Annotated in this window: 19 protein-coding genes; 15 read left to right on the top strand and 4 right to left on the bottom strand. The window is 61.4% G+C overall.

Annotated elements, in window-relative coordinates; translation table 11 throughout:
• The first annotated feature begins 15 nt into the window (after window positions 1–15).
• A complete protein-coding gene (locus tag IE097_RS19610; protein ID WP_189459501.1) occupies window positions 16–402 on the top strand; it encodes a hypothetical protein in 387 nt (128 codons plus the stop codon).
• Here the strand turns inward: IE097_RS19610 and IE097_RS07305 are convergent.
• Window positions 359–835 carry a helix-turn-helix domain-containing protein gene (locus IE097_RS07305; RefSeq protein WP_189459500.1) on the bottom strand — a complete coding sequence of 159 codons (477 nt, stop codon included), beginning with the start codon at window positions 833–835 and terminating at the stop codon, window positions 359–361. The genes IE097_RS19610 and IE097_RS07305 overlap by 44 nt on opposite strands.
• Before the next feature lie 100 nt (window positions 836–935).
• On the opposite strand from IE097_RS07305, the gene IE097_RS07300 reads away from it, so the two are divergent.
• The 10 genes from IE097_RS07300 to IE097_RS07255 all read left to right on the top strand — a co-directional run bounded on the left by IE097_RS07300 (window position 936) and on the right by IE097_RS07255 (window position 6,988).
• The gene (locus IE097_RS07300) at window positions 936–2,402 is read left to right on the top strand and encodes a replication initiation factor domain-containing protein (protein WP_189459499.1); all 1,467 of its coding nucleotides are present in this window, start codon (window positions 936–938) and stop codon (window positions 2,400–2,402) included.
• Between the two features lie 13 nt (window positions 2,403–2,415).
• On the top strand, window positions 2,416–2,742 hold the full coding sequence (locus tag IE097_RS07295) for a hypothetical protein (RefSeq protein ID WP_189459498.1): 327 nt from the start codon (window positions 2,416–2,418) through the stop codon (window positions 2,740–2,742).
• Window positions 2,743–2,744: 2 nt separating this feature from the next.
• Complete coding sequence (locus tag IE097_RS07290) at window positions 2,745–2,954, top strand: hypothetical protein (protein WP_189459497.1); 210 nt, start codon at window positions 2,745–2,747, stop codon at window positions 2,952–2,954.
• 8 nt (window positions 2,955–2,962) lie between these two features.
• Window positions 2,963–3,181, top strand: coding sequence for a hypothetical protein (locus tag IE097_RS07285; RefSeq protein ID WP_189459496.1), 219 nt, complete (start codon window positions 2,963–2,965; stop codon window positions 3,179–3,181).
• Window positions 3,174–3,383, top strand: coding sequence for a major capsid protein (locus IE097_RS07280; RefSeq protein WP_189459495.1), 210 nt, complete (start codon window positions 3,174–3,176; stop codon window positions 3,381–3,383). The genes IE097_RS07285 and IE097_RS07280 overlap by 8 nt, the downstream gene beginning before the upstream one ends.
• A 64-nt stretch (window positions 3,384–3,447) precedes the next feature.
• Window positions 3,448–4,815, top strand: a complete 1,368-nt coding sequence (locus IE097_RS07275) for a virulence factor TspB C-terminal domain-related protein (RefSeq protein WP_189459494.1) — start codon at window positions 3,448–3,450, stop codon at window positions 4,813–4,815.
• A gap of 4 nt (window positions 4,816–4,819) precedes the next feature.
• On the top strand, window positions 4,820–5,119 hold the full coding sequence (locus tag IE097_RS07270; RefSeq protein WP_189459493.1) for a DUF2523 domain-containing protein: 300 nt from the start codon (window positions 4,820–4,822) through the stop codon (window positions 5,117–5,119).
• Window positions 5,116–6,180, top strand: coding sequence for a zonular occludens toxin domain-containing protein (locus tag IE097_RS07265; RefSeq protein WP_189459492.1), 1,065 nt, complete (start codon window positions 5,116–5,118; stop codon window positions 6,178–6,180). The genes IE097_RS07270 and IE097_RS07265 overlap by 4 nt, the downstream gene beginning before the upstream one ends.
• Window positions 6,177–6,317 carry a hypothetical protein gene (locus IE097_RS07260; RefSeq protein WP_189459491.1) on the top strand — a complete coding sequence of 47 codons (141 nt, stop codon included), beginning with the start codon at window positions 6,177–6,179 and terminating at the stop codon, window positions 6,315–6,317. The genes IE097_RS07265 and IE097_RS07260 overlap by 4 nt, the downstream gene beginning before the upstream one ends.
• Before the next feature lie 152 nt (window positions 6,318–6,469).
• A complete protein-coding gene (locus tag IE097_RS07255) occupies window positions 6,470–6,988 on the top strand; it encodes a DUF2726 domain-containing protein (RefSeq protein ID WP_189459490.1) in 519 nt (172 codons plus the stop codon).
• On the opposite strand, the gene IE097_RS07250 is transcribed toward IE097_RS07255, so the two are convergent.
• Window positions 6,985–7,452, bottom strand: coding sequence for a hypothetical protein (locus tag IE097_RS07250; RefSeq protein ID WP_189459489.1), 468 nt, complete (start codon window positions 7,450–7,452; stop codon window positions 6,985–6,987). The two genes, IE097_RS07255 and IE097_RS07250, sit on opposite strands and share 4 nt — an antisense overlap.
• A 320-nt stretch (window positions 7,453–7,772) precedes the next feature.
• Between IE097_RS07250 and adhE the strand changes: the two genes are divergently transcribed.
• Window positions 7,773–10,400 (top strand): bifunctional acetaldehyde-CoA/alcohol dehydrogenase, encoded by a 2,628-nt coding sequence (gene adhE / locus IE097_RS07245; RefSeq protein ID WP_189459488.1) that lies wholly within the window; start codon window positions 7,773–7,775, stop codon window positions 10,398–10,400.
• Window positions 10,401–10,512: 112 nt separating this feature from the next.
• On the opposite strand, the gene IE097_RS07240 is transcribed toward adhE, so the two are convergent.
• A complete protein-coding gene (locus IE097_RS07240; RefSeq protein WP_189459487.1) occupies window positions 10,513–12,414 on the bottom strand; it encodes an ATP-binding cassette domain-containing protein in 1,902 nt (633 codons plus the stop codon).
• A 43-nt stretch (window positions 12,415–12,457) separates the two neighbouring features.
• On the bottom strand, window positions 12,458–14,686 hold the full coding sequence (locus IE097_RS07235; RefSeq protein ID WP_189459486.1) for a DUF1631 family protein: 2,229 nt from the start codon (window positions 14,684–14,686) through the stop codon (window positions 12,458–12,460).
• A 227-nt stretch (window positions 14,687–14,913) separates the two neighbouring features.
• On the opposite strand from IE097_RS07235, the gene IE097_RS07230 reads away from it, so the two are divergent.
• The 3 genes from IE097_RS07230 to lysS all read left to right on the top strand — a co-directional run bounded on the left by IE097_RS07230 (window position 14,914) and on the right by lysS (window position 22,486).
• Complete coding sequence (locus IE097_RS07230) at window positions 14,914–19,659, top strand: NAD-glutamate dehydrogenase (RefSeq protein WP_189459485.1); 4,746 nt, start codon at window positions 14,914–14,916, stop codon at window positions 19,657–19,659.
• Window positions 19,660–19,824: 165 nt separating this feature from the next.
• On the top strand, window positions 19,825–20,928 hold the full coding sequence (prfB, locus tag IE097_RS07225; protein ID WP_189459674.1) for a peptide chain release factor 2: 1,104 nt from the start codon (window positions 19,825–19,827) through the stop codon (window positions 20,926–20,928).
• Window positions 20,929–20,977: 49 nt separating this feature from the next.
• Window positions 20,978–22,486, top strand: coding sequence for a lysine--tRNA ligase (lysS, locus tag IE097_RS07220; protein ID WP_189459484.1), 1,509 nt, complete (start codon window positions 20,978–20,980; stop codon window positions 22,484–22,486).
• Window positions 22,487–22,505 lie beyond the last annotated feature (19 nt).

Here is a 22,505-nt window from a genome sequence, read left to right as displayed (position 1 = left end):
GCGTAGATACTCCATGTGCACCAGGTCGTCATAGCGGATGCCACAGCTGTGGTGCTGGTTCGGCCGAGCGATGATCCGGCCGCGCTCGATGCGCATCCCGGCGAACTCGCCAAAGCCTGCCGGCAATTCGGCCCCAGTCACGCAACGGATGAAGGCGTAGACCATCCGGGTGATTTTCTTCCGGCCGCGGGCGTAGCACTCGAGCTCGTCGACCTCGATGCCCATCGACTCGGCGAGCGTCGCCGGCGGCAGGCTGCGGATCATCATCAAGGTCTCGGACGGATTCGGTGCCGGCGCGAAGTCGAACACCGGGAGCGGAAGCAGAGTTTTGCTCTTCATTTGTTGTTTTCTCCCAACGTTAAAAAACCCCCGACCAGCGGGGGTTTTCTTTCTTCGGCGTAAGGAGTGATTTGAGCAGTCTGTCGAGCCATTCGAGTAGATAACTTGACATAATATACATTGGTGCGCTCAGCTCCGTGAAAGCAAACATGTAAATATGTTGATCGCTAGGCGCGAACGCTAGGACTAGGGCAGCCGCCGCCAAGGCACCCAGCGTCTTCGAGCTTTTTCGAAATTGGGTCTTGAGCCCCTCCCAGTAGCCCCGTCTTTCCTCAGTTTTAGCGCGTTCGGCTTCGATCACGGCGAGTAGCTCGCGAGCATCTTTTTTCAGTACGGCTGACAGCTGCATAAGCGCATAGGCGTCAGGCGTACTCTTACCGTGTCGGTATCCGCTGAGTGTTGATTGCCCGATTCCGAGCTTCCTTGCAAGTTCTTGGTCTTGCGTCGTCCCGATGGATTCTTTCGCTGAATCCAAGATTTCGTTAAGCGTGTTCACGCTGCGCTCCTGTTGACATATCGCGATGTCGATATCTAAAGTTCGGCTTGTCGATATCGACTTAGCGATATCGGGATGTTGAATTCACTTAGAGCCTAGCATGCCCCGCAAAATCCGCGCTATTCAGCCAGCAGTGAGCCGTGCCGACGAGGCCGCAAATCGTGCCGAAGTCACGGCCGACAGCGCCAAGGCCGTTTACGTGCCGACTGAGCGGGGTTTTCGGGCCGGTTATGTCAACTACTTGGCCGGCGAGTTTGTGCGTCAGTCCAAGCGCCGGGCGGCCGTCGCGGCAGGCGCAGCCGACGCGCAGGCGGGCGGCGCGGGGACTTCCCCCCCTAATAACATGGGGGAAAAGGTGGCGCCGGAGAGCGAACCGGAGTTCATCACCCTCGTGATTGATGACCGGGGGAATCTCCTCCAGGTGCCAAAACGGCACGGTCATGGTGATGACGCGGCCTTCATTGACTGGATCAACATCACGATCCACAAATCGACGGCGAACCAGTACCTGTCGGCGTACCGGGTGTTCGGCTCCCAGTCGTTCGTCGATGACCTGACCGGGTTGCCCGGAGTTCGTCCTACAGCGATCACCCAAGAGGGCGACAAGGTCGATGACGAGGTGCTCGTCATGGCCCTCAGCATGAAGCTGGAACAGATTTTCGGCTTCGGCGTCACGTCCAAGACCGACCACAAGCTGCGCAACTACTACACGTCCACCTACATCCTCGGCGACGACTGGGGAACGGTCGGCATTGGTGGTCAAGAGGACACGATGCTGCTGATGGTCAGCGGTACGGGTCTGCAGGCCGCGAAAGCAGGGTGGGAACAACGGCTCTATGACTTCTTGAGCGAGCAAGCGGTACGCCCTCGGATCACCCGTTGTGACTTGGCGTACGACGACGTCGAGGGCAAGCACTACAGCGTCGAGCAAGCCCGTGATGACCATCGCAACGGTTTCTTCATGAACGGTGGTCGCCGGCCCAAGTACGAGGGCAGGGGAGACTGGGAGTATCCGGACGGCACTGGTCGGACGGTCTATATCGGCACACGTGCCAGCTCGCGTTACGCGCGTATCTACGAAAAGGGCATGCAGCTGGGCCACAAGTGGCACCCATGGCTGCGGGTCGAAGTCGAGCTGAAAAACGACGGCTGCGTCATCCCGTTTGAGGTGCTGCTCAAAGCGGGTGCGTACCTCGCGGGAACGTATCCGGCGCTGCAATGGATCGCCGATCACAAATGCGAGCGGATCACCGGCTACCGGGTGCAAAAGGAAATCGACCTGAATAAATCGGTTGAAATCGTCCAGCATCAGTTCGGATGCCATATCTGGATGATCTGGGAAATGTGCGGACGCGATGCCGACAAGGCAATGCAATTGATCATGCGTACCGACAAGATTCCACCGCGCTTCAAAGTGGCTGATTTCAATGTCAGTCCTGAGCCGATGCACGCTGAATACAAGCAATACATGACTTGGAGCGAATTGATGTCGCTCAACAATCCGGAAATTACTGTCCCCGCGTTCAAGGCGCAATCGCGGATTAGTGGCAATGCTGCGCCCTTTTAAAAGGTAATCCATCATGCGTTTCAAGACTCAAGCTAAGGTACTCGGCGTCAAGGGCTTCAATGGCACGATCGACGGACAGGTCATCAATCAGACCACGCTGTTTGTGGAAACCGCGCTGGATGAATCGCGCGGCACCGCAAAGGGCTTTGCCGTCAATGAATACAAGTACAAGGACGAAAGCCTGTTCCAGTCGATGAAGAGCATGTCGTATCCGCATGAGGCGGAACTCGAGCTGGAACTGGTGACCAGTGGCCGCACCCAGAAAACGGTCGTGGTCGGTTACAAGCCCATCACCGGCACTGGCCTGAATCGCCAGATCGGTGAAGTCAAGCAGGGTTGATCATGAGTGCCCCGGCTTATCGGCCGGTGTACTTCGTCCAGGACACGGATACGGGCAAGTTCCTGTGTCCGCATGAAGGCGATGTGGGATTCACCAAGCTGATCATCAATGCGGGTCCGTTTCCGGAATATCAGGACGCATTCGATACGGCGGTCAGTGTGCTCGGCGGTGAGTTCGTCATCTTCTCGTGCGCTTTACCGAACGTTCACTAGGACGACAGATGGTCACGCAATGCGTCGAAATTGCCGCCGACGGAATTGTCCGTGCAATGGCCGCATCAGGCCCTTGCCAATTGGCAATTTCGTCGCCCGGATTTTTTGAAATGACCAGCGATGAGGGCAAGCTGGTAGCAATGGCAATCGTCACCTGTTGGGGTGCCGGAGCCGTAATTCGTGCCCTCGCTCAACTATTCAACCATAGAGGTGATTCAGATGAATAAAACCAAACGTTTCTTCGTGCGCGCCGGTGCTGGCGTTGCTGCTCTGTCCGCTGCCGGTGCACAAGCTGCAATCGATACCACGTCGGTAACGACCGGGATGACCGAAGCCGTTGCGGCAATCGGCGTGGTCGGTGCGGCCTACCTCGGCGTCAAGATCGGTATCAAGGTCTGGCCGTGGATCGCCAGTGCCATGGGCCGCTAATCGGTCAAAAGCCGATTGCAGGGCGGGGCAACTCGCCCTTTTTTATTTTCCGGAGATTGGAGAAATGAAAAATGGATGGCTGGTTCTACATCGTCTCAATTTGCGGAGCGTGCTGGCTTATTTTTTCCTGATTGCCACGTCATGGGCCTCCGGGTTGGCATATGCCGATTATTACTGCGCGGGCAGTGGCACTCCAACTTCGGCCAACTACCCGTATTGCAATTCAGACCCATTGCAGGCATGCAAGGCCAAGCGTTCCAGTTCGTACTCCGTTTCAATGGGCGCGGGGCTGTGCCTTGATTTATCCGGTGCAAACGTGGGTAGCGTTAGAAAACAATGTGCTCCCGATAATCTGGTGTTGCCCAATGCCGCTTGCACTAATACGTGCCCGTCCGGACAAACGCAGGACCCGGTTACCGGCAATTGCGGCTGTCCGTCTGGGCAAGAACTGGTTGGGGGTAAGTGCCAGCAGAAATGCCCAGCGGGAGAGCAGCTTATCAACGGCGTTTGTCAGAACCCGTGCGCGTCAAAAGCGGGCCAAACAATTGCTGCTGGTGGTTACACTGGGTCCTGCGTTGGTAAAGGTGCGATGGCGTGTAGTTTTGAGGGATGCAAGGTTTCTCTGTCGTCGTCTGATTACTATTGCGCCCCTGTTGATGGTGTAAAAAAATGCTATTTCGCCAAAGGCGTAGTTGCGACCTTTACTGGCGAGGCGGGTAATCAAACTGGTGATAGTGCTAGCCCCGGCAGTGAAACAGAGTCATCGTGCGCTGAAAAGGCAATGGGTAGCGTGACAATGAATGGAGCAACTCAATGTGTTCCTAACTCGACCGGCACTCAAACTCAGACCACTGGTACGAATACGACAACACGACCGGATGGCACTACAACTTCTGAAACTACGACAACTACAACCACTGCCAATCCTGATGGCACGGTAACTCAGACGACTAATACGACAGGCCCGACTGGTACGACTACTCAGACTACGACGGACCGAGTTGATCAGTATTGCAAGCTCAATCCAACCTCTCCGATTTGCAAGACAAAGGAAAAAAGTAACGTTTCCGGTGGTTGTGATTCGTTTAAATGTGAGTCCGATGATGTTGTTGGTTGTGAAATTGCCAAGGTCAATTGGCAATCCTATTGCGCAATGACCAAGGAAAACGACTGGTCCAAGAAAGGCAACGATGCAGTCGGCAAATCGGATCAGGAAGTGCGCGACTCACTCAATATCGGTGACCGCGACTTGTCACGGGCATTCAAGCAGGACCGATTCCTGTCCGGCGGCTGTCCGTCCGACAAGTCATTCAGCCTGATGGGGCACTCGGTAACGATGCCGCTCTCGGGCATGTGCTCGTGGCTGCAGGTCCTCGGCAACATCCTCGTTGCCATTACGTTCATCGCTTGCGTCTTCATCGTTGTGAGGTAACCCCATGCCAATGATTATTGCCGCGCTGATTGGCGCGTTGATTGAAGTCGCCGCAAGCCTTGCCGGTCGTGTCCTGATCGGCCTTGGCTTCGGCTTCGCCACCTATACCGGCTTCTCGGCCATGCTCGACTGGGCACTGGCGCAGTCAACCAACTATCTGCAGTCCGTGCCCAGTGACGTCGCGGCGATCATGGGGGCGATGAAGGTCGATATCTGCGTCTCGATGCTGTTCTCGGCTTGCTCGGCGCGCCTACTCATCAGTGGCCTGCAGTCCGGCTCCATCAAGAAGCTGGTGACCAAATGATCATCATGACAACAGGCCTGCCCGGCGCAGGCAAAACGCTGCGGATGGTCCAAGAGGTCAAGGCCCAAGCCGAGAAAGAGAACCGCCCCGTGTTCTATGCCGGACTCGAAATCCTTGACGAGGTGTATCTGCCCTGGACAAAGCTCGACAACGAAGCCGAGTGGTTCAACTGCCCCAAGGGCGCAATCATCGTCATTGACGAATGCCAGCGGCTGTTCCGGCCCCGCGCCAACGGCTCGGCCGTCCCCAAGTGCGTGTCCGAGCTGGAAACGCACCGGCACATGGGCGTCGACCTCTGGATTACTACGCAGCACCCGCTACTGATTGATGGCAACGTTCGACGACTCGTCGGCCGGCATTTCCACGTCAACCGTACGTTCAACATGCGCCGCGCTGTCGTGCACGAGTGGAACAAGTGCCGCGATAACTGCGACAAGTCCACCAAGGATTCGGTGCGGCACGACTGGAGTTATCCGAAGGTGCTGTTCGGCAAGTACAAATCGACCGAGCTCGATACGTACAAAGCGCGGATTCCGATGAAGTTCTGGCTGTTCTGCCTGCTGCCGATCGCATTGGCCGTGCTCGGCTTCATGGCCTACCGGTGGTTCGCCAATTTCGACCACAAGTTTGCGCCGGGCTCAACGCCGACAGCCGAAGCCTCAGCGCCGCAGTCGCACGGCAAGGCGATATCGAGCGCATCCCGCGACGACCGAAGGAACGAGCACCGCACGCTCGAGCAGTGGGTACAGGACCAGCAGCCGCGTATCGCCGGCCTGCCGCATACCGCGCCTGAATACGACGACCTGACCAAACCGCAAAGTGTCCCCGCGCCGCAGGCGTGCGTATCGAGCGCCAAGGGCTGCAAGTGCTACACCGATCAAGGCACGCCGGTCCAGATGGACAAGGACATGTGCGAGAATATCGTCCGCAACGGGATCTACCTGCCGTGGAAACCCGGGCAGCAGCCGATGCAGAACACTACGACGACCCCGGTGCAGGTCTCCAGTCAGCCACCCGCGCCGGTCGAGACCAAAGTCACGACCTTGAAGGTGTCGGCATGATCCGCGCCGCGCTGATCGCGCTGATGCTGACCGGTTGTGCGCACCTGGACAAATCCGAGCAGGATCGCCGCGCAGACTTTTGGGCATGGTGGTCATGCGGCTACAGCGCGCCATCGTGGGACGCCTGCAGTCGTTAACTGCAGACCCAAGGCCGTAGCAGTCCGCTACGGTGCCATGAGGGGCCGGGGCGTCCCGGCCGCGCGGTCGCGCGGTTCACCCCTCACGCACAACCTTTTGCAGCTTCCTCGCCCGTTGTGCCAAGCTTTCCACCTTTGAAAAGGAGGTGATTATGCTTGGCGCATTGGCTTTTGCTGTCCTGATGGTCGTGGTTGCTGCCGTCCTTGGCACGGTGATGAAGAAAAACGGGGCAGGGAAGGGAGCCTCTACCGGTTCGTCGCGCTTCCAGCGGAAGCCCGTGCTAACCGAGCGTGAACAGCCGGTTTACTTCCGCTTGGTCGAAGCGCTTTCTCCCGATCACATCGTTCTGGCTCAGGTATCTTTTTCGCAGCTGGTCGTTGCCAAGGGCGGAAGCCAAAAGGAGAACTACGCCAAGTTCAAGCGAATCAGCCAGAAGTCGGCCGACTTCGTGGTCTGCAAGAAGGATTTCAGTGTACTGGCCGTCATCGAGCTGGACGACTCGACCCACAACAGCAAGCTGGACAAGGACGCCGAGCGCGACGCCTTTCTGGGCGAGGCCGGCATCAAAACCCTGAGATTCCGGCAAAACCCGTCGGTCGACCAGCTACGGCAAGCGTTGCTGATCCCGCGGCCGCAGGAGGCGAAGCCGCAGGCTGAGCTATCAAACTAAGTTGCCAGATGGCCGCCATTGCCGAATAGCGTGGCGAGCATCAGCCCGTAACGGGCTTCCAGCGTGCACTGACGCTTGTAGAAGTCGAGCTGCCGCGTCAGATCGTCGATCAGGTTCGATTGCCTCTCGAGAAGCTGCCGATCGATGTACCAGTGCCGGATAAACATCACGTCCTGTATCCGCGCGCCATCTCGTCGGCCGCCACCGGGCGGGATGATCGTGTCCTCGGTGAATCGCCAGCCAGACCACGCGCCGAATCCACTGGGGACCGTTCGCATGCCGAAAAACCGCAACAGCTGGTAGACGGCGAACGGCAGCGGATCGGCACCGACTTTCCACCGTTGCACCTGATCGATGCCGACGCCGCATACATCGGCGACCGTAGACGGCGGCAAACTGGTGATGGCGAAGATGAGATCCTGCGTTGAGACTTTGTATTGAGCGGTCGGTACGTTCATTTTCATTGTTTTTCTCCCTAGAAGTACAACAGCCGCCCATCGGGCGGCTGTTGTTATTTCGGCACAAGAAAGTGCGGCTAAAGAGGGCTGAAAACGGGGTGGGCTTGATGGGCTCGAAATCGGGTCAGTCCGATCAGGATTAGGATGTAACTTGACATAATATACATTATACGACTCTGTAACTAATTGCAGATTGCGACTTGATCCAGATCAAACTATCGTGGCGCTCAGGGATTAATATGACTACGAAATGATTTGGGTCCGGTTGGTTGTCCCTTCCGTATCGCATCAGCCAAGCAAGTCCGTGAAAACCAAGGAGATACACCATGGCCGTTACCTCGGTGCAAGAACTCGACGCACTGGTTGCCCGTGTCAAAAAAGCGCAGCAACTGTTTGCAACCTATACCCAGGAGCAAGTCGACAACATCTTCCGCTGTGCGGCGCTGGCTGCTGCCGATGCGCGCATTCCGCTGGCCAAGCAAGCGGTTTCCGAAACCGGCATGGGCGTGCTTGAAGACAAGGTCATCAAGAACCACTTCGCATCGGAATACATCTACAACGCCTACAAGGACGAAAAGACCTGCGGGATACTGTCGACCGACGATGCGTTCGGCACGATCACCATCGCCGAGCCGATCGGCATCATCTGTGGCATCGTCCCGACGACCAACCCGACGTCGACCGCGATCTTCAAGGCGCTGATTTCGCTGAAGACCCGCAACGGCATCATCTTCAGCCCGCACCCGCGCGCCAAGGATTCGACCAACGCCGCTGCGCGTCTGGTGCTCGAGGCCGCTGTTGCTGCCGGTGCGCCCCGCGACATCATCGGCTGGATCGATGCACCGAGCGTCGAGCTGTCGAATCACCTGATGAAGCACCCGGATGTGAACCTGATCCTCGCGACCGGTGGTCCGGGCATGGTCAAGGCCGCCTATTCGTCCGGCAAGCCGGCGATCGGCGTCGGTGCCGGCAACACCCCGGTCGTCGTTGACGAAACCGCCGACATCAAGCGCATGGTGGCGTCGATCCTGATGTCGAAGACCTTCGACAACGGCGTGGTCTGCGCGTCCGAACAGGCCGTGATCATCGTCGACGAAGTCTATGAAGCTGCCAAGGAGCGCTTCTCGAAGAACGGTGGCCACATCCTTAGCAAAAAGGACGCCGAAGCAGTCCGCAAAGTCATCCTGATCAATGGCGGCCTGAATGCCAACATTGTCGGCCAGTCCGCAATCAAGATCGCCGAGATGGCCGGCGTCAAGGTGCCGCCGTACACCAAGGTACTGATCGGTGAAGTGACGTCGGTCGGTGAAGAAGAAGCCTTCGCGCACGAAAAACTGAGCCCGGTGCTGGGCATGTACCGCGCCAAGGACTTCTACGATGCAGTGACCAAGGCCGAGGCGCTGGTCGCGCTGGGCGGCATCGGCCACACCTCCTCGCTGTATACCGATCAGGATCTGCAGGGCGAGCGTATCAACTACTTCGGCGACAAGATGAAGACCGCACGGATCCTCATCAATACGCCGTCGTCGCAAGGCGGTATCGGCGACCTGTACAACTTCAAGCTGGCGCCGTCGCTGACGCTGGGTTGCGGTTCCTGGGGCGGCAACTCGATCTCCGAGAACGTTGGTCCGAAGCACCTGATCAACAAGAAAACCGTCGCGAAGAGGGCCGAAAACATGTTGTGGCACAAACTGCCGAAGAGCATCTATTTCCGCCGCGGTTGCCTGCCGATCGCACTCGAGGAACTGAGCAACAAGAAGCGCGCCGCCATCGTCACCGGCCACTACCTGTTCAACAACGGTTTCTGCGACGAAACCATCCGCATCCTCAAGCAGATGGGCCTCGAAGTCGAAGTGTTCTACGACGTGCCGGCCGATCCGACGCTGGAAGTGGTCCGTGCAGGCGTAGCGCTGCTGAACACCTTCAAGCCGGACGTGATCATCGCACTGGGCGGCGGTAGCCCGATGGATGCGGCCAAGATCATGTGGGTGATGTACGAGCACCCGGACGTCCACTTCGAAGAACTGGCCCTGCGCTTCATGGACATCCGCAAGCGCATCTACAAGTTCCCGAAGATGGGCGTGAAGGCCGAGCTGATTGCGATCCCGACCACCTCGGGTACCGGTTCGGAAGTGACGCCGTTTGCCGTGGTGACCGACGAGAAGACCGGTGTGAAGTACCCGATCGCCGACTACGAGCTCACGCCGAACATGGCAATCATCGACGCCAACCTGGTCATGGACATGCCGAAGAGCCTGACCGCCTACGGTGGCATCGACGCGGTGACGCACGCACTGGAAGCCTATGCCTCGGTGATGGCGACCGAGTACTCGGACCCGCAGGCCCTGCAGGCGCTGAAGCTGCTGAAGGACTACCTGCCCTCCTCGTACGCCAACGGCGCCAAGGATCCGAAGGCCCGTGAACAGGTGCATAACGCCGCCACGATTGCCGGCATGTCGTTTGCCAACGCATTCCTCGGCGTCTGCCACTCGATGGCGCACAAGATCGGTGCCGAGTTCCATCTGGCGCACGGCCTGGCCAACGCCCTGCTGATCTCGAACGTCATCCGTTACAACTCGGCCGACATTCCGACCAAACAGACCGCGTTCAGCCAGTACGACCGTCCGATCGGCAAGTGCCGCTACGCCGACATCGCCGAATACCTCGGTCTGCCGGGCAAGAACGACGACCAGAAGGTCGAGTCGCTCATCGCCTGGGTGGACGAGATGAAGGCTTGCCTCGACATTCCGATGTCGATCCAGGCGGCCGGCGTGCCGGAGAAGGAGTTCCTCGCCAAGCTCGACGAAGTAGCCGAAGAAGCATTCGATGACCAGTGTACCGGTGCCAACCCGCGCTACCCGCTGATCTCGGAGTTGAAGCAGCTGCTGCTCGACAGCTACTACGGCCGTCCGTATGTCGAGGCGTACGAGCGCGAAGAAGCCAAGGCGAAGTAAGTCGCCGTGCTGAAAACAAAAACCCCGACAGTTGCCGGGGTTTTTGTTTATGGGGGCACTGATCATGCCGCATGAAAAAAGGGAGCCCGCAGGCTCCCTTTTTTTGTACGGATCAGGCCACAGCCAGCGCTTCAAGCGCTTCGCTGACCTCCAGCCACGCCATTTCCAGCTCGTCGATTTCGCCCTTGAGCTGTGCCTCGCGGCGCAGCACCAGCTGCAGTTCGTCCTTGCGGCTGGCGTCGTACAGTGCTGCGTCCTGCAGTTGCACCGTCAGTTCGGCGTGTTCGGCCTGCTTGGGTGTCAGTGCTTTCTCGATCTTGGTCAGTCGCTGTTCGAGTGGCTTGCGTTGCTGTGCAAGCGCCTGGCGGGCTTCGGCCTCGGCACGCTTCTGTGCCTTGCGGTCGAGCCCCGCATCGGATGCCTGCAGGCTGATTGCGGCAGATTCGATGCGCTTTTCCTGGCTGTAGCGTGCATAATCGTCAAGGTCGCCATCGAACGGCTTCACCCTGCCCGCCTCGATCAGCCAGAAGTCGTCGACCGTGGCGCGCAACAGATGCCGATCGTGCGACACCAGAATGATTGCCCCGTCGAAATCGGTCAGTGCGCGGGTCAGTGCCTGCCGCATGTCGATATCGAGGTGGTTGGTCGGTTCGTCGAGCAGTAGCAGGTTCGGTCGTTGCCAGATCACCAGCGCCAGCGCCAGGCGCGCCTTTTCGCCGCCCGAGAACGGCGCTACCGGACTCGAAGCCATCGTACCGCGGAAGTCGAAGCCACCGAGATAGTCGCGCAGCTCCTGTTCGCGGGTGTCGGGGGCGAGTTTCTGCAGATGCCATAGTGGCGATTCATCGAGTCGCAGGTGCTCGAGCTGGTGCTGGGCGAAGTAGCCGACCTTGAGTCCCTTTCCTTCGTGCCGCTCGCCGGTCAGCAAGGGTAGTTCGCCGACCAGCGTCTTGATCAGCGTCGACTTGCCGGCGCCGTTGACGCCAAGCAGGCCGATCCGTGCCTGTTTCTGGAGGCTGAGATCAAGGTGACGCAGTGTGGGCCTGTCGGCGGTATAGCCCGCGTCGCCTTTTTCGATGCGCAGCAGCGGATTCGGACTGGACTCGGGCTCGCGAAACGAAAAAGTGAAAGGTGAGTCGACGTGAGCGGCGGCGATGATCTCCATCCGTTCGAGCGCCTTGACCCGGCTTTGCGCCTGTCTGGCCTTGCTGGCCTTGGCCTTGAAGCGGGTGATGAACGACTCAAGGTGGGCGATTTCGCGTTGCTGCTTGTCGTGGGCCTGCTGCTGCTGCGCCAGTTTCTCGGCACGCTGCGCCTCGAAGCTGGCGTAGTTGCCGGTGTAGAGGTTGAGCTTGCCGAGCTCGACATGCAGGATGCTGCCGACCGTGGCGTCGAGGAAGTCCCGGTCGTGCGAGATCACCAGCAGCATGCCCTGATAGCTGCGCAGCCAGCTTTCCAGCCAGACGACCGTTTCCAGATCCAGGTGGTTGGTCGGCTCGTCGAGCAGCAGCAGGTCCGAGCGGCACATCAGCGCCTGTGCCAGATTGAGCCGCATGCGCCAGCCGCCGGAAAAATCGGCGACCGGGCGCTGCATTTCCGCTTCGCTGAAACCCAGTCCTGCCAGGAGCTTGGCACCCCGCGCCCTGGCCGTATAGCCGTCGATGGCTTCGTAACGCGACAGCAGCTCGGCGTGATGCACGCCGTCGTCGTGATCCTGTGCCAGCTCGCGCTCAAGCGAGCTCAGCTCGGCATCTCCGCGCAGCACGTAATCGAGCGCCGGCTCGGCGAGCGCGGGCGTTTCCTGCGCAACGTGGCCGATGGTCAGGCGCGGTGGCAGTTCGAGGTCGCCGCCGTCGAGATGCAGTTCGCCGCGCAACAAGGCGAAGAACGACGATTTCCCGGCACCGTTGGCGCCGACGACGCCGGCTTTCTGGCCGGGATTGAGGGTCAGGTCGGCCTGTTCGAGCAGGACCTTGAGGCCACGTCGCAGCGTGGCGGATTTGAGTCGGATCATGCCCCGGAGTTTACCAGACCGGGACAAGCCCCGGCCCGGCGCTTCAGACGGTCAGCGCATCCCGCAACTGGCTGAATGCGTCTTCGGTCACTCCGGCACCAAGGTCGATGCGGACCAGTGCGCCGCTGGCCAGATGCGCTTCAACCTCGTTCCGCATCAGTGTCAGGCCCTTGTCGGTACGGCTGGTCAGCAGGAAGCGGGTGCCCTGCGGGCTGACCCAGCCGACCCGCAGGCGCCGTGGTGGCGCATCGCCGTCATACCATTCGACCCAGTCACCACGCGCCAGAAGATCTGCGACAACGGCCGGCTCGGTGGATGTCTCCGGCTCGGACGCGTGTGAAGCGCCGATCTCCACCGGTGCTGGCTCGTCGGTGATGTACTCGATTTCAGGCGTCGCCGGACGTGCCGGGACGATGACATCCAGCTCGATCGGCGTGGCCGGCACGGGCGTGCGCGCTGCAGGTACTTGCGGCGCCGTTTCCACTGTGACGGTCAGGGCGAGTTTCAAGCCCTGGCGGATTGCGCTGGCGTGCAGTTGCACCAGTTCGGCAAAGAACGCCTTGCGAACTTCGTCGGCTACCCCGGTGTCGCGCATGCCTTTTTCAAGCCGGGCGAGCAAGGCCGGGAGGGTGTTGACGAGCTGCAACCGGTCTTCCGGACGGACCTTGGGGGCGACACTCCACAGCAGGTCGTCGACAACCGCGAGTCGTTCGACGAAGAGCGGTGCCGACTCACCGCTGGCGTCGTAGGCTGCCACAAGCGCGACATGCCATTGCTCCGAGATGAAGGCGACGACAACGGGCGGGTGCGACGGTTGAAGCCGCTGCTCCAGCAGTGCCTGCACCGTGGCCTGCGCCAGTTCGCTGATCTCTCCGGCGAGCAGTGCTTCTGCCTGCTCGCTGATCGATGCATCGATCGCGCTGCTTTCGGCTTCGAGCCAGCGATTGAGCGAATCCAGTGCCGTCTGGAAAACGCCGGCGTCGTCGCTGAAGGTTGCCGCAACCTCGGCGATCAGCTCGGCAAACTTGCGCAGCCGGGCGTCGTTTTCGGACGGTTCTTCCTGCCATTCGAGGCTGGCCTCGGCAATCCGGTCGATCAGCCGTCGCGCCGGGTGCGACTTGTCGCTAAAAAAACCCGCGTCGAGCATGGCGGCTTTCAGGGCCGGCACCTGCAGGCGTGAAAGCAGCCCCTTGGCTGCACTGGGCAGGCGGGTATCGTCGAACAGCCGATCGAACAGCAGGGTGACCAGTTCGACCGTCATCGTGTCGACCCGGTCGAGTTCCTGTGTCCAGCGGCTGCCGCGCAGCAGGGCCAGCAGGTTTTCCGGCTGGGCGAACAGGTCCTGCGAGGTGCCAAACGAATCCTGCTGCAGGTGATCGAGGAAGTTGAACCAGTCCGGGCGAACCGGGCGCCGTGTTGATGGCGCGCCGGCCGAGAAGAGCTGGTTCAGGTGGGCAATCAGCTCGGGACGCAACAACGATGCCGGCGTGACGGGAGCGCTGCCTGTACCCTCTCCGCCCCTCGCACCGAAGTCGCCTTGCGGTGCGTACGCACTATCGCTCCCTGCCTGTGATGTCGCAGTATGCGGCTCGCCCCGCGAGCCGGTCCGGCGCGTCAACCCGGGAAGTGCAACGTTCTGCTGGATCAGATACTGGTTGAGCTGCTGATAAACGCCCGCGACGCGGCCCGACAGCTCGGTTTCGAATGTGCGCAAGGCAACGAGACGCGCGGCCAGGCCGCTTTCAAGCTGCTGGCAGGCATTGAGAAAGGCTTCGCAGATGGCTTTCGGGCTCAGTGGCCCGGTGGATTCGCTGCGCTCGGGCAGCAGGGTTGCCAGCCGTTGCTCGAGCTGGGTCAGCGTATCGCCGCCCTTCTGCTGCATGGCATTGGTGACGCTGCTCAGCGTCAGCGAAGCTTCGTATTCGTCGTTGGCCACCAGCGACAGCGCGTCCGGTGTCAGGCTGACCTGGTAGAAACTGCTTTCGTTGCGCGGATCGCGCGTTTGCAGGCTGGCTTCAAAGCTGGCCAGAAACTGCTGTTTGAAGGCTGCCACGATGGCGTCCTTCTTGGTCCGCGCTTCGACCCGGGCATCGAAATACTGGTCGCGCAGGCCGCGCTCCGTCGTCGTTTCGGCGAGCTGGAAGAACGTTTCCTCGAGCTCTTCGAAGAAGTCATCCAGCGACTCGGTCAGCATCTCCAGCGCAAGGTCGCGGCAGGCGATCAGCGTTCCCGCTTGCGGGCTGGCTTCGGTTCGGGCGCGTACGGTGTGCATGGGGGGCCGGCATGTCATTGACGTATATTAGGTTATGGTAATGTTTGGTTAATTTGCCGGTCAATCCTGATTGCCGACAGCTGGGCGGCAAAGAGACACCGATGGGCGTTTCGGCCTTGTGGCGCTTTAGCGATTGGGGAAAACAAGGTTGAGGAAAACCCGGTCTGGCGACGCCATAGGTCGGGGTATAGAGTCAAGTCAGCTTCAACGACGCAGAGCAGGCTGAAATGACCTTTTCCGTTCCCCGTTCGCAGCTCGATGCACTGGCTCAGGCCCGCGAACCCCTCGCCGACAACATCCGCTCGCTGTTTGCGCGCTATTACGCGGATCTTCCCGCCGAGGACTTTGACGCCCGGGATGCCGAAAACTGGGCCGGCGCGGCCCTGTCGCACTGGCGCTTTGGCGCGCGGCGCGTTGCCGGCGAGCTGTTGGTCCGCGTCAATAATCCGACGCTGATCGAGCACGGCTGGGAGTGCCGGCACACGGTGATCGAGCTGGTTGTCGATGACATGCCCTTCCTCGTCGATACCGTCGGCATGGCGATCAACCGCCTCGGTTACGGCGTGCACCTCGTCATTCATCCGGTACTGCGTGTCGTGCGCGATGCCGCCGGCCAGGCTGATGGCCTTGACGATGCGGGCACGCACGAATCATGGATGCACTTCGAAATCGACCGCGTGACCCGCCCGGAGACGCTGGCCGCGCTCGAGCAGGAAATCCGTAGCGCGCTGGAAGTGCTCTCGGTGGCCGTTGCCGACTGGCCCAGAATGACCGAACACCTCGGCCAGACGCTCGAACAATTGCGCAAGAGCCCGCCGCCACTGGCCGCGGACGAAATCGCCGAAGCCGTCGCTTACCTCGAGTGGCTGCGTGACGACCACTTCATTTTCCTCGGCTGCCGCGACTACCGAATCGATGATGCCCAGGGCGACGGCAATATGTGGATCACCCCGGGTTCCGGGTTGGGCATGTTGCGTGACGATGGGGTCGGCGGCCCGTCGCGCACCTGGGCGTCGCTGACGCCCGAGCTGCGCAAGATCGCCTATCGCCCCGATACGCTGCTGATCCTGACCAAGGCAGATACCCGTTCGGTGATCCATCGGCCTACATATCTTGATATGGTCTGCCTCAAGCGCATCGACGCCGAGGGCAAGGTGGTTGGCGAGCTGCGCCTCCTCGGCCTGTATACCGCCAGCGCCTACAATGCGCCGCCGCGGCAGATTCCAATCCTGCGGCAGAAGATCGCTCGCGCGGTTGTCCAGTCCGGCGCCGATCTGGCCGGCCATCGCGGCAAGGCATTGCTGAACGTGCTCGACACCTATCCGCGCGAAGAGCTGATCGAGACCGATGCCGACGAGCTGGCGCGGATCACTACCGGCATCGTCGGTCTGCAGGAGCGCAACCGGACCCGCATCTTCTTCCGCGACGACATCTACGGCCGCTACGTGTCGGCCATGCTCTACGTGCCGCGCGACAACTACACCACCGAGGTCCGGGTGAAGGTGCAGCAGCTGTTGCTCGAACGGCTGGCCGGTGAAAGCTGCGAATTCAACGTCCTGCTCTCGGACAGCCCGCTGGCGCGAATCAACTTCATCACGCGGATTCCGCACGGCACCCATCCTAAGTACGACGCACAGGAGATCGAGGCGGAGATCGCCGAGATCGCCCGGCGCTGGCCGGACGAGCTTCGTCGTCAGCTGGTCGCCCATGGCGGCGAAGAGCAAGGCGCGGTCCGCTACCAGCGTTATGCAAATGCCTTCTCGGCCGCGTACTGCGCCGACTACCCTGCCCGCGTCGCGGTGCACGATATCGATGCGCTCGAGACCGCGCTGGAAACCGGCAGACTGGCGACGACCATCGTACCGGGCAGCCAGTCCGATACCCGGCTTTGGCGGCTGAAGCTTTACCGCAACACCGCCATCGAGCTGTCCGACTGCCTGCCGCTGCTGGAAAACCTTGGTGTGCGCGTACTGGACGAGCGCCCCTACAAGCTGGGCTTTGCCGATGGCAGCGCCGCATGGATCATCGACATCGGCATCCAGTTGCCACTGTCGGGCGAACTCGAAAGCCCGGCAGCGCGCAGCCGTGTGCTCGCGGCGTTTGAGGCGATTTTTGCCGGCCGCAGCGAAAACGACAGCTTCAACCGGCTGATTCTTCAGGCCGGCCTCGCCTGGCGCGACGTACTGGTGCTGCGCGCGTACGGCCGCTACCTGAAGCAGATCGGCCTGCGGTTCAGTCAGGAGACCCTGGCCGACACCTTGCTGCGTTTCCCGCAGCAGGCCGGACAGCTGGTCGCGCTGTTCAACGGCCGCCTGAAGCCGGGGACGACGGATGCCGCGCAGGTCGAGGTGCTCAGCGCCGGGATCGCGCAATTCGCTGCCGATCAGCCCAACCTCGACGACGAGAAAATGCTGTCGCAGTTCCGCGCGGCAATCGAAGCGACGGTTCGCACCAACTTCTGGCAGCCGGATGCCGAAGGCGATGCCAAGCCCTATGTGTCGTTCAAGATCGCATCGGCGCAGATTCCGGGCATGCCGCAGCCGGTACCGCTGTTCGAAATCTTCGTCTATTCGAGCGAGATGGAGGGCGTCCACCTGCGTGGCGGCAAGGTGGCCCGCGGCGGCCTGCGCTGGTCCGACCGGCGCGAAGACTTCCGTACCGAAGTGCTCGGGCTGGTGAAGGCGCAGATGGTCAAGAACACCGTGATCGTCCCGGTCGGTTCCAAGGGTGGCTTTGTCGTCAAGAACCCGCCGGCCGAGCGCGAGGCCTTTCTTGCCAAGGGCGTCGAGTGCTACCAGACACTGATCCGCGGCATGCTCGACCTGACCGACAACCTCGTCGACGGCAAGGTCGTGCCGCCGGCACAGGTCACCCGACGTGACGAGGATGACCCCTATCTCGTCGTTGCCGCCGACAAGGGTACGGCGACATTCTCCGATGTCGCCAACGCACTGTCGCAGGAGTACGGCTTCTGGCTGGACGACGCATTCGCGTCGGGCGGTTCGGTCGGTTATGACCACAAGAAGATGGGCATTACCGCTCGCGGCGCCTGGGTGTCGGTCGAGCGGCACTTCCGCGAGATGGGTATCGACGTCGCCGTCGATCCGATCACCATTGCCGGTATCGGCGACATGTCGGGTGACGTGTTCGGCAACGGCCTGTTGCGCTCCACCGCAGTCAAGCTGGTGGCCGCATTCGATCACCGGCACATCTTCATCGACCCGAATCCGGATCCGGCGCTGTCGTACAAGGAGCGCGAGCGCCTCTTCGCCCTGCCCCGCTCCAGCTGGGCCGATTACGACGCGAGACTGGTGTCGCAAGGCGGTGGCTTGTGGCCACGCAACGCCAAGTCGATTCCGCTCTCGGCGGAAATGAAGACGCTGTTGCAGGTCGAGGACGACGAGCTCGAACCCAATCTGCTGATCCAGGCCATCCTGAAGGCGCCGATCGACCTGCTCTACAACGGCGGCATCGGCACTTACGTGAAGGCCAGCACGCAGACGCACGCCGAGGCGAACGACCGCGGCAGCGATGCTGTCCGCGTTGACGGTCGCGAGCTGCGCTGCAAGGTGGTGGGCGAAGGCGGCAACCTCGGCTTCACCCAGCTGGGGCGGATCGAGTACGGCCTGTCGGGCGGGCGGATCTTTACCGATGCGATCGACAATTCGGCGGGGGTCGACTGTTCGGACCACGAGGTCAACATCAAGATTTTCCTCAACCGCATCGTCGCCAGCGGCGACATGACGCTGAAGCAGCGCAACCAGCTGCTGGCCGAAATGACCGACGAGGTCGGCCATCTGGTGCTGGAGGACAACCGGCTGCAAACCCAAGCGATTTCGCTCGAGCGGATGCAGGCGCCGTCGCTGTTGTCGGTGCATCAGCGCTTCATGCTGGCGATGGAACGCCAGGGCAAGCTGTCCCGCCGGCTCGAATACCTGCCGGGCGACACGCTGTTGCTCGAACGCCAGCAGGCCAAGCTTGGATTGACCCGGCCGGAGCTGTCGGTGCTGCTGGCCTACGCCAAGATCGTCCTGAAGCAGCAACTGCTCGCCAGTGCGCTGCCGGACGAGGCGCGCTGGAACCCGATGCTGGTCGACTACTTCCCGACCGCGCTGGTCGAGCGCTACGGTGATCGCGTTCCCGAGCACCCGCTGCGCCGCGAGATCGTGGCGACCCTGCTGACCAATCACGTCGTCAACCGCTACGGCATTACCTGCGTGTTCCGTCTGGCCGAAGAGGTCGAGCGCCCCGCCGATGCGGTAGTGGCTGCGCTGATCGATGCGCAGCAACTGCTGAGTGCCGACCGCCTGCTGGCCGAGATCGAAGCTGCGACTGCGGTGCCGGTGGCCGAACAGTACGAGTTGCTGATGTCGACGCGTCGCCAGACGGAGCGCGTGGCGCGCTGGCTGCTCCAGCATCCGCTCGACACCGCTGCACAGGAGCATCTGCGCACCTGCGCCGAGCTGTGCCTGCCGCGTCTGCCCGAGTGGCTGACCGGCAGCGCTGATGCGCAGGCACGTCGTGAGGCATGGGTCGATGCCGGGGTGCCGGGTGTGCTGGCCAGTCAGGTGCTGGCGATCGAACATGCGATGCCGTTTATCGAGCTGGCACGCAGCGCATCCGACACCGGTACGCTGGCCGAGCGGATGAAGCTCTTCCTTGCGCTCGGCCAGGTGCTGTCGCTCGACTGGCTGGCGACGGCAATCGAGAAGTTGCCGCGCGAAAACCGCTGGCAGACCCTGGCCCGTCTCGCGGCGCGTGACGACCTGCAGCGCCTGCATGCGACGCTGACCGATCGGGTCTGGGGGCGTCCGCAAGCCGATGCGGATGCCAAGCTGGCGACGTGGCAGGAGGAGATCGCCGAGTCGCTGGCGCAATGGCTGCGCATGCTCGACGAGCTGCGCGACAGCCAGCCGGATCTGGCCATGATCTCGGCCGCGCAGCGCGAGTTGCGGGCGCGGCTGATCGCCTGACCGGCGTCGCCCGGACCGAAGGCGGCACCTGCGGGTGCCGCTTTTCTTTTGTGTCGCGCTCGTCGGCCCGTCCGGAGAAAATTGCCGCCGGCGAGCGCAAGCATTGCCCCGATCCGGGTGGGCAATCCGGTATAATGGCCGGTTTTCCGACCGATACAGACCGTGATGGAAGCCGAACAGCTCAACCAGATCGACAACCACCTCGCAGACTTGGCCAGCCGCGCCGAGGAGCTGAAGCGTTACCTTGACTACCCGGGCAAGCGTGACCGTCTCGAGGAGGTTGTTCGCCTCTCCGAAGACCCGGACATCTGGAATGACCAGAAAAAAGCCCAGGAAATCGGCCGCGAGCGCAAGGCGCTCGAAGACGTCGTGCTCGTGCTCGACGAAGTCGCCGGCGGTGCCGCCGATGCCAAGGAGCTGTTCGACATGGCGCGCGGCGAAAGCGATTACGACACCTGCGCCGCGATCAACGACGATGCGCAGGTGCTGGAAGAAAAGATCGCCAGGCTCGAATTCCGCCGTATGTTCAGCAATCCGGCCGACCCGAACAACTGCTTCATCGACATCCAGTCCGGCGCCGGTGGCACCGAGGCACAGGACTGGGCCGGCATGCTGCTGCGGATGTATGTCCGCTACGGCGAGCGCAAGGGTTTCAATGTCGAGGTGATGGAAGAGTCCGAAGGCGAAGTTGCCGGCATCACCAGTGCAACGATCAAGCTGACCGGCGAATACGCCTACGGCTTTCTGCGCACCGAGACCGGCGTGCACCGGCTGGTACGGGTGTCGCCGTTCGATTCGAACGCGCGCCGGCATACGTCGTTCTGCTCGGTCTTCGTCTACCCGGAGGTCGACGACAGTTTCGAGATCGAAATCAACCCGGCCGACGTGCGCACCGACACCTACCGTGCCTCGGGTGCTGGCGGCCAGCACATCAACAAGACCGACTCGGCGGTCCGGCTGACGCACGCGCCGACCGGCATCGTCGTCCAGTGCCAGAACGACCGCTCCCAGCACCGCAACCGTGACGAAGCCTGGGCCATGCTGCGCGCCAAGCTGTACGAACTCGAGCTGCGCAAGCGCATGGAAGCCCAGCAATCGCTGGAAGCCGGCAAGGCCGATATCGGCTGGGGCCACCAGATCCGCTCCTACGTGTTCGACCAGAGCCGCATCAAGGACCTGCGCACCAGCTACGAAGTGGGCAACCTCAAGGGCGTGATGGATGGCGACCTGGACGGCTTTATCGAGGCCAGCCTGAAGCAGGGCGTCTAACCCAGAATCTGACCGGGTCGAGACCGACCCCGCATTGATGGAAAGCAAGATGAGCGAACAACAAGACAACGTCGTCCAGCAGGACGAGAACCAGATCATGGCCGAGCGCCGGGCCAAGCTCGGCGCACTGCGCGAACAGGGCGTCGCCTTCCCGAACGATTTCAGGCGCGAGGATATCGCTGGCGAGTTGCACGCCAAGTACGGCAGCCTGGAAAAGGAAGACCTCGAAGGCAGGAACGTGACCGTCAGCGTTGCCGGCCGGATGATGCTCAAGCGCGTCATGGGCAAGGCCAGCTTCGCCACGGTGCAGGACGTCAGCGGCCGCATCCAGTTCTACATCAGCCGTGACTCGGTCGGTGAAGACGTCTACGCCAGCTTCAAGACCTGGGACATGGGCGACATCCTCGGCGCAGTCGGCACGCTGATGAAGACCAAGACCGGCGAGCTGTCGGTGCAGGTCACCCAGCTGCGCCTGCTGACCAAGTCGCTGCGCCCGCTGCCGGACAAGTTCCACGGCCTGGCCGACCAGGAACAGAAGTATCGCCAGCGTTACGTCGACCTGATCACCAACGAGGTCAGCCGCGACACCTTCATCAAGCGCTCGCGCATCGTGCAGAAGATCCGCGAATACATGGTGAACGAGTCCTATCTCGAAGTCGAAACCCCGATGATGCACCCGATCCCGGGGGGCGCTACGGCCAAGCCGTTCGTGACGCACCACAACGCACTCGACATGCCGCTGTTCCTGCGCGTCGCGCCGGAGCTGTACCTGAAGCGTCTGGTCGTCGGCGGCATGGAGCGCGTATTCGAGGTGAACCGCAACTTCCGCAACGAAGGGATGAGCACGCGGCACAACCCCGAATTCACGATGATGGAGTTCTACGAGGCCTACGCCGACTACCAGCGCATGATGGACATGACCGAAGGCGTCATCCGCTATGCCGCGCGCGAAGTCATCGGCCACACCGCAATCGAATATCAGGGCAAGCCGGTCGACCTGTCCAAGCCGTTCGCGCGATTCACCATTGCCGGCGCCATCAAGCACTACAACCCGCAGTACACCGACGAGCAATTGCATGACCGCGCGTGGCTCAAGGCCGAACTGGCCCGCCTCGGCGCCAAGCCGGTCCTGACCGACGGCATCGGCGGTCTGCAACTGAGCCTGTTCGACGAAACCACCGAGGAAAAGCTCTGGGAGCCGACCTTCATCGTCGACTACCCGGCCGAAGTGTCGCCGCTGGCCCGCGCCAACGACACCAACCCGGGCATCACCGAGCGTTTCGAGCTGTTCATGGTCGGTCGCGAGCACGCCAACGGCTACTCGGAGTTGAACGACCCCGAAGATCAGGCTGCGCGCTTCCAGGCGCAGGTCGACCTGAAGGACAAGGGCGACGACGAGGCCATGCATTTCGACGCCGACTACATCCGTGCACTCGAATACGGCCTGCCGCCGACCGGCGGTTGCGGCATCGGCATCGACCGTCTGGTGATGCTGCTGACCGACTCGGCCAGCATCCGCGACGTCATCCTGTTCCCGCAAATGCGCCGCGAAGACTGAGTGCTTCGGACGTAAAAAA

This window comes from Jeongeupia chitinilytica (genome assembly GCF_014652315.1).
GTDB lineage: Bacteria > Pseudomonadota > Gammaproteobacteria > Burkholderiales > Chitinibacteraceae > Jeongeupia > Jeongeupia chitinilytica.
The sequence above is the reverse complement of the archived record's forward strand: the minus strand, read 5'-3'. Positions and strand labels throughout refer to the sequence as shown.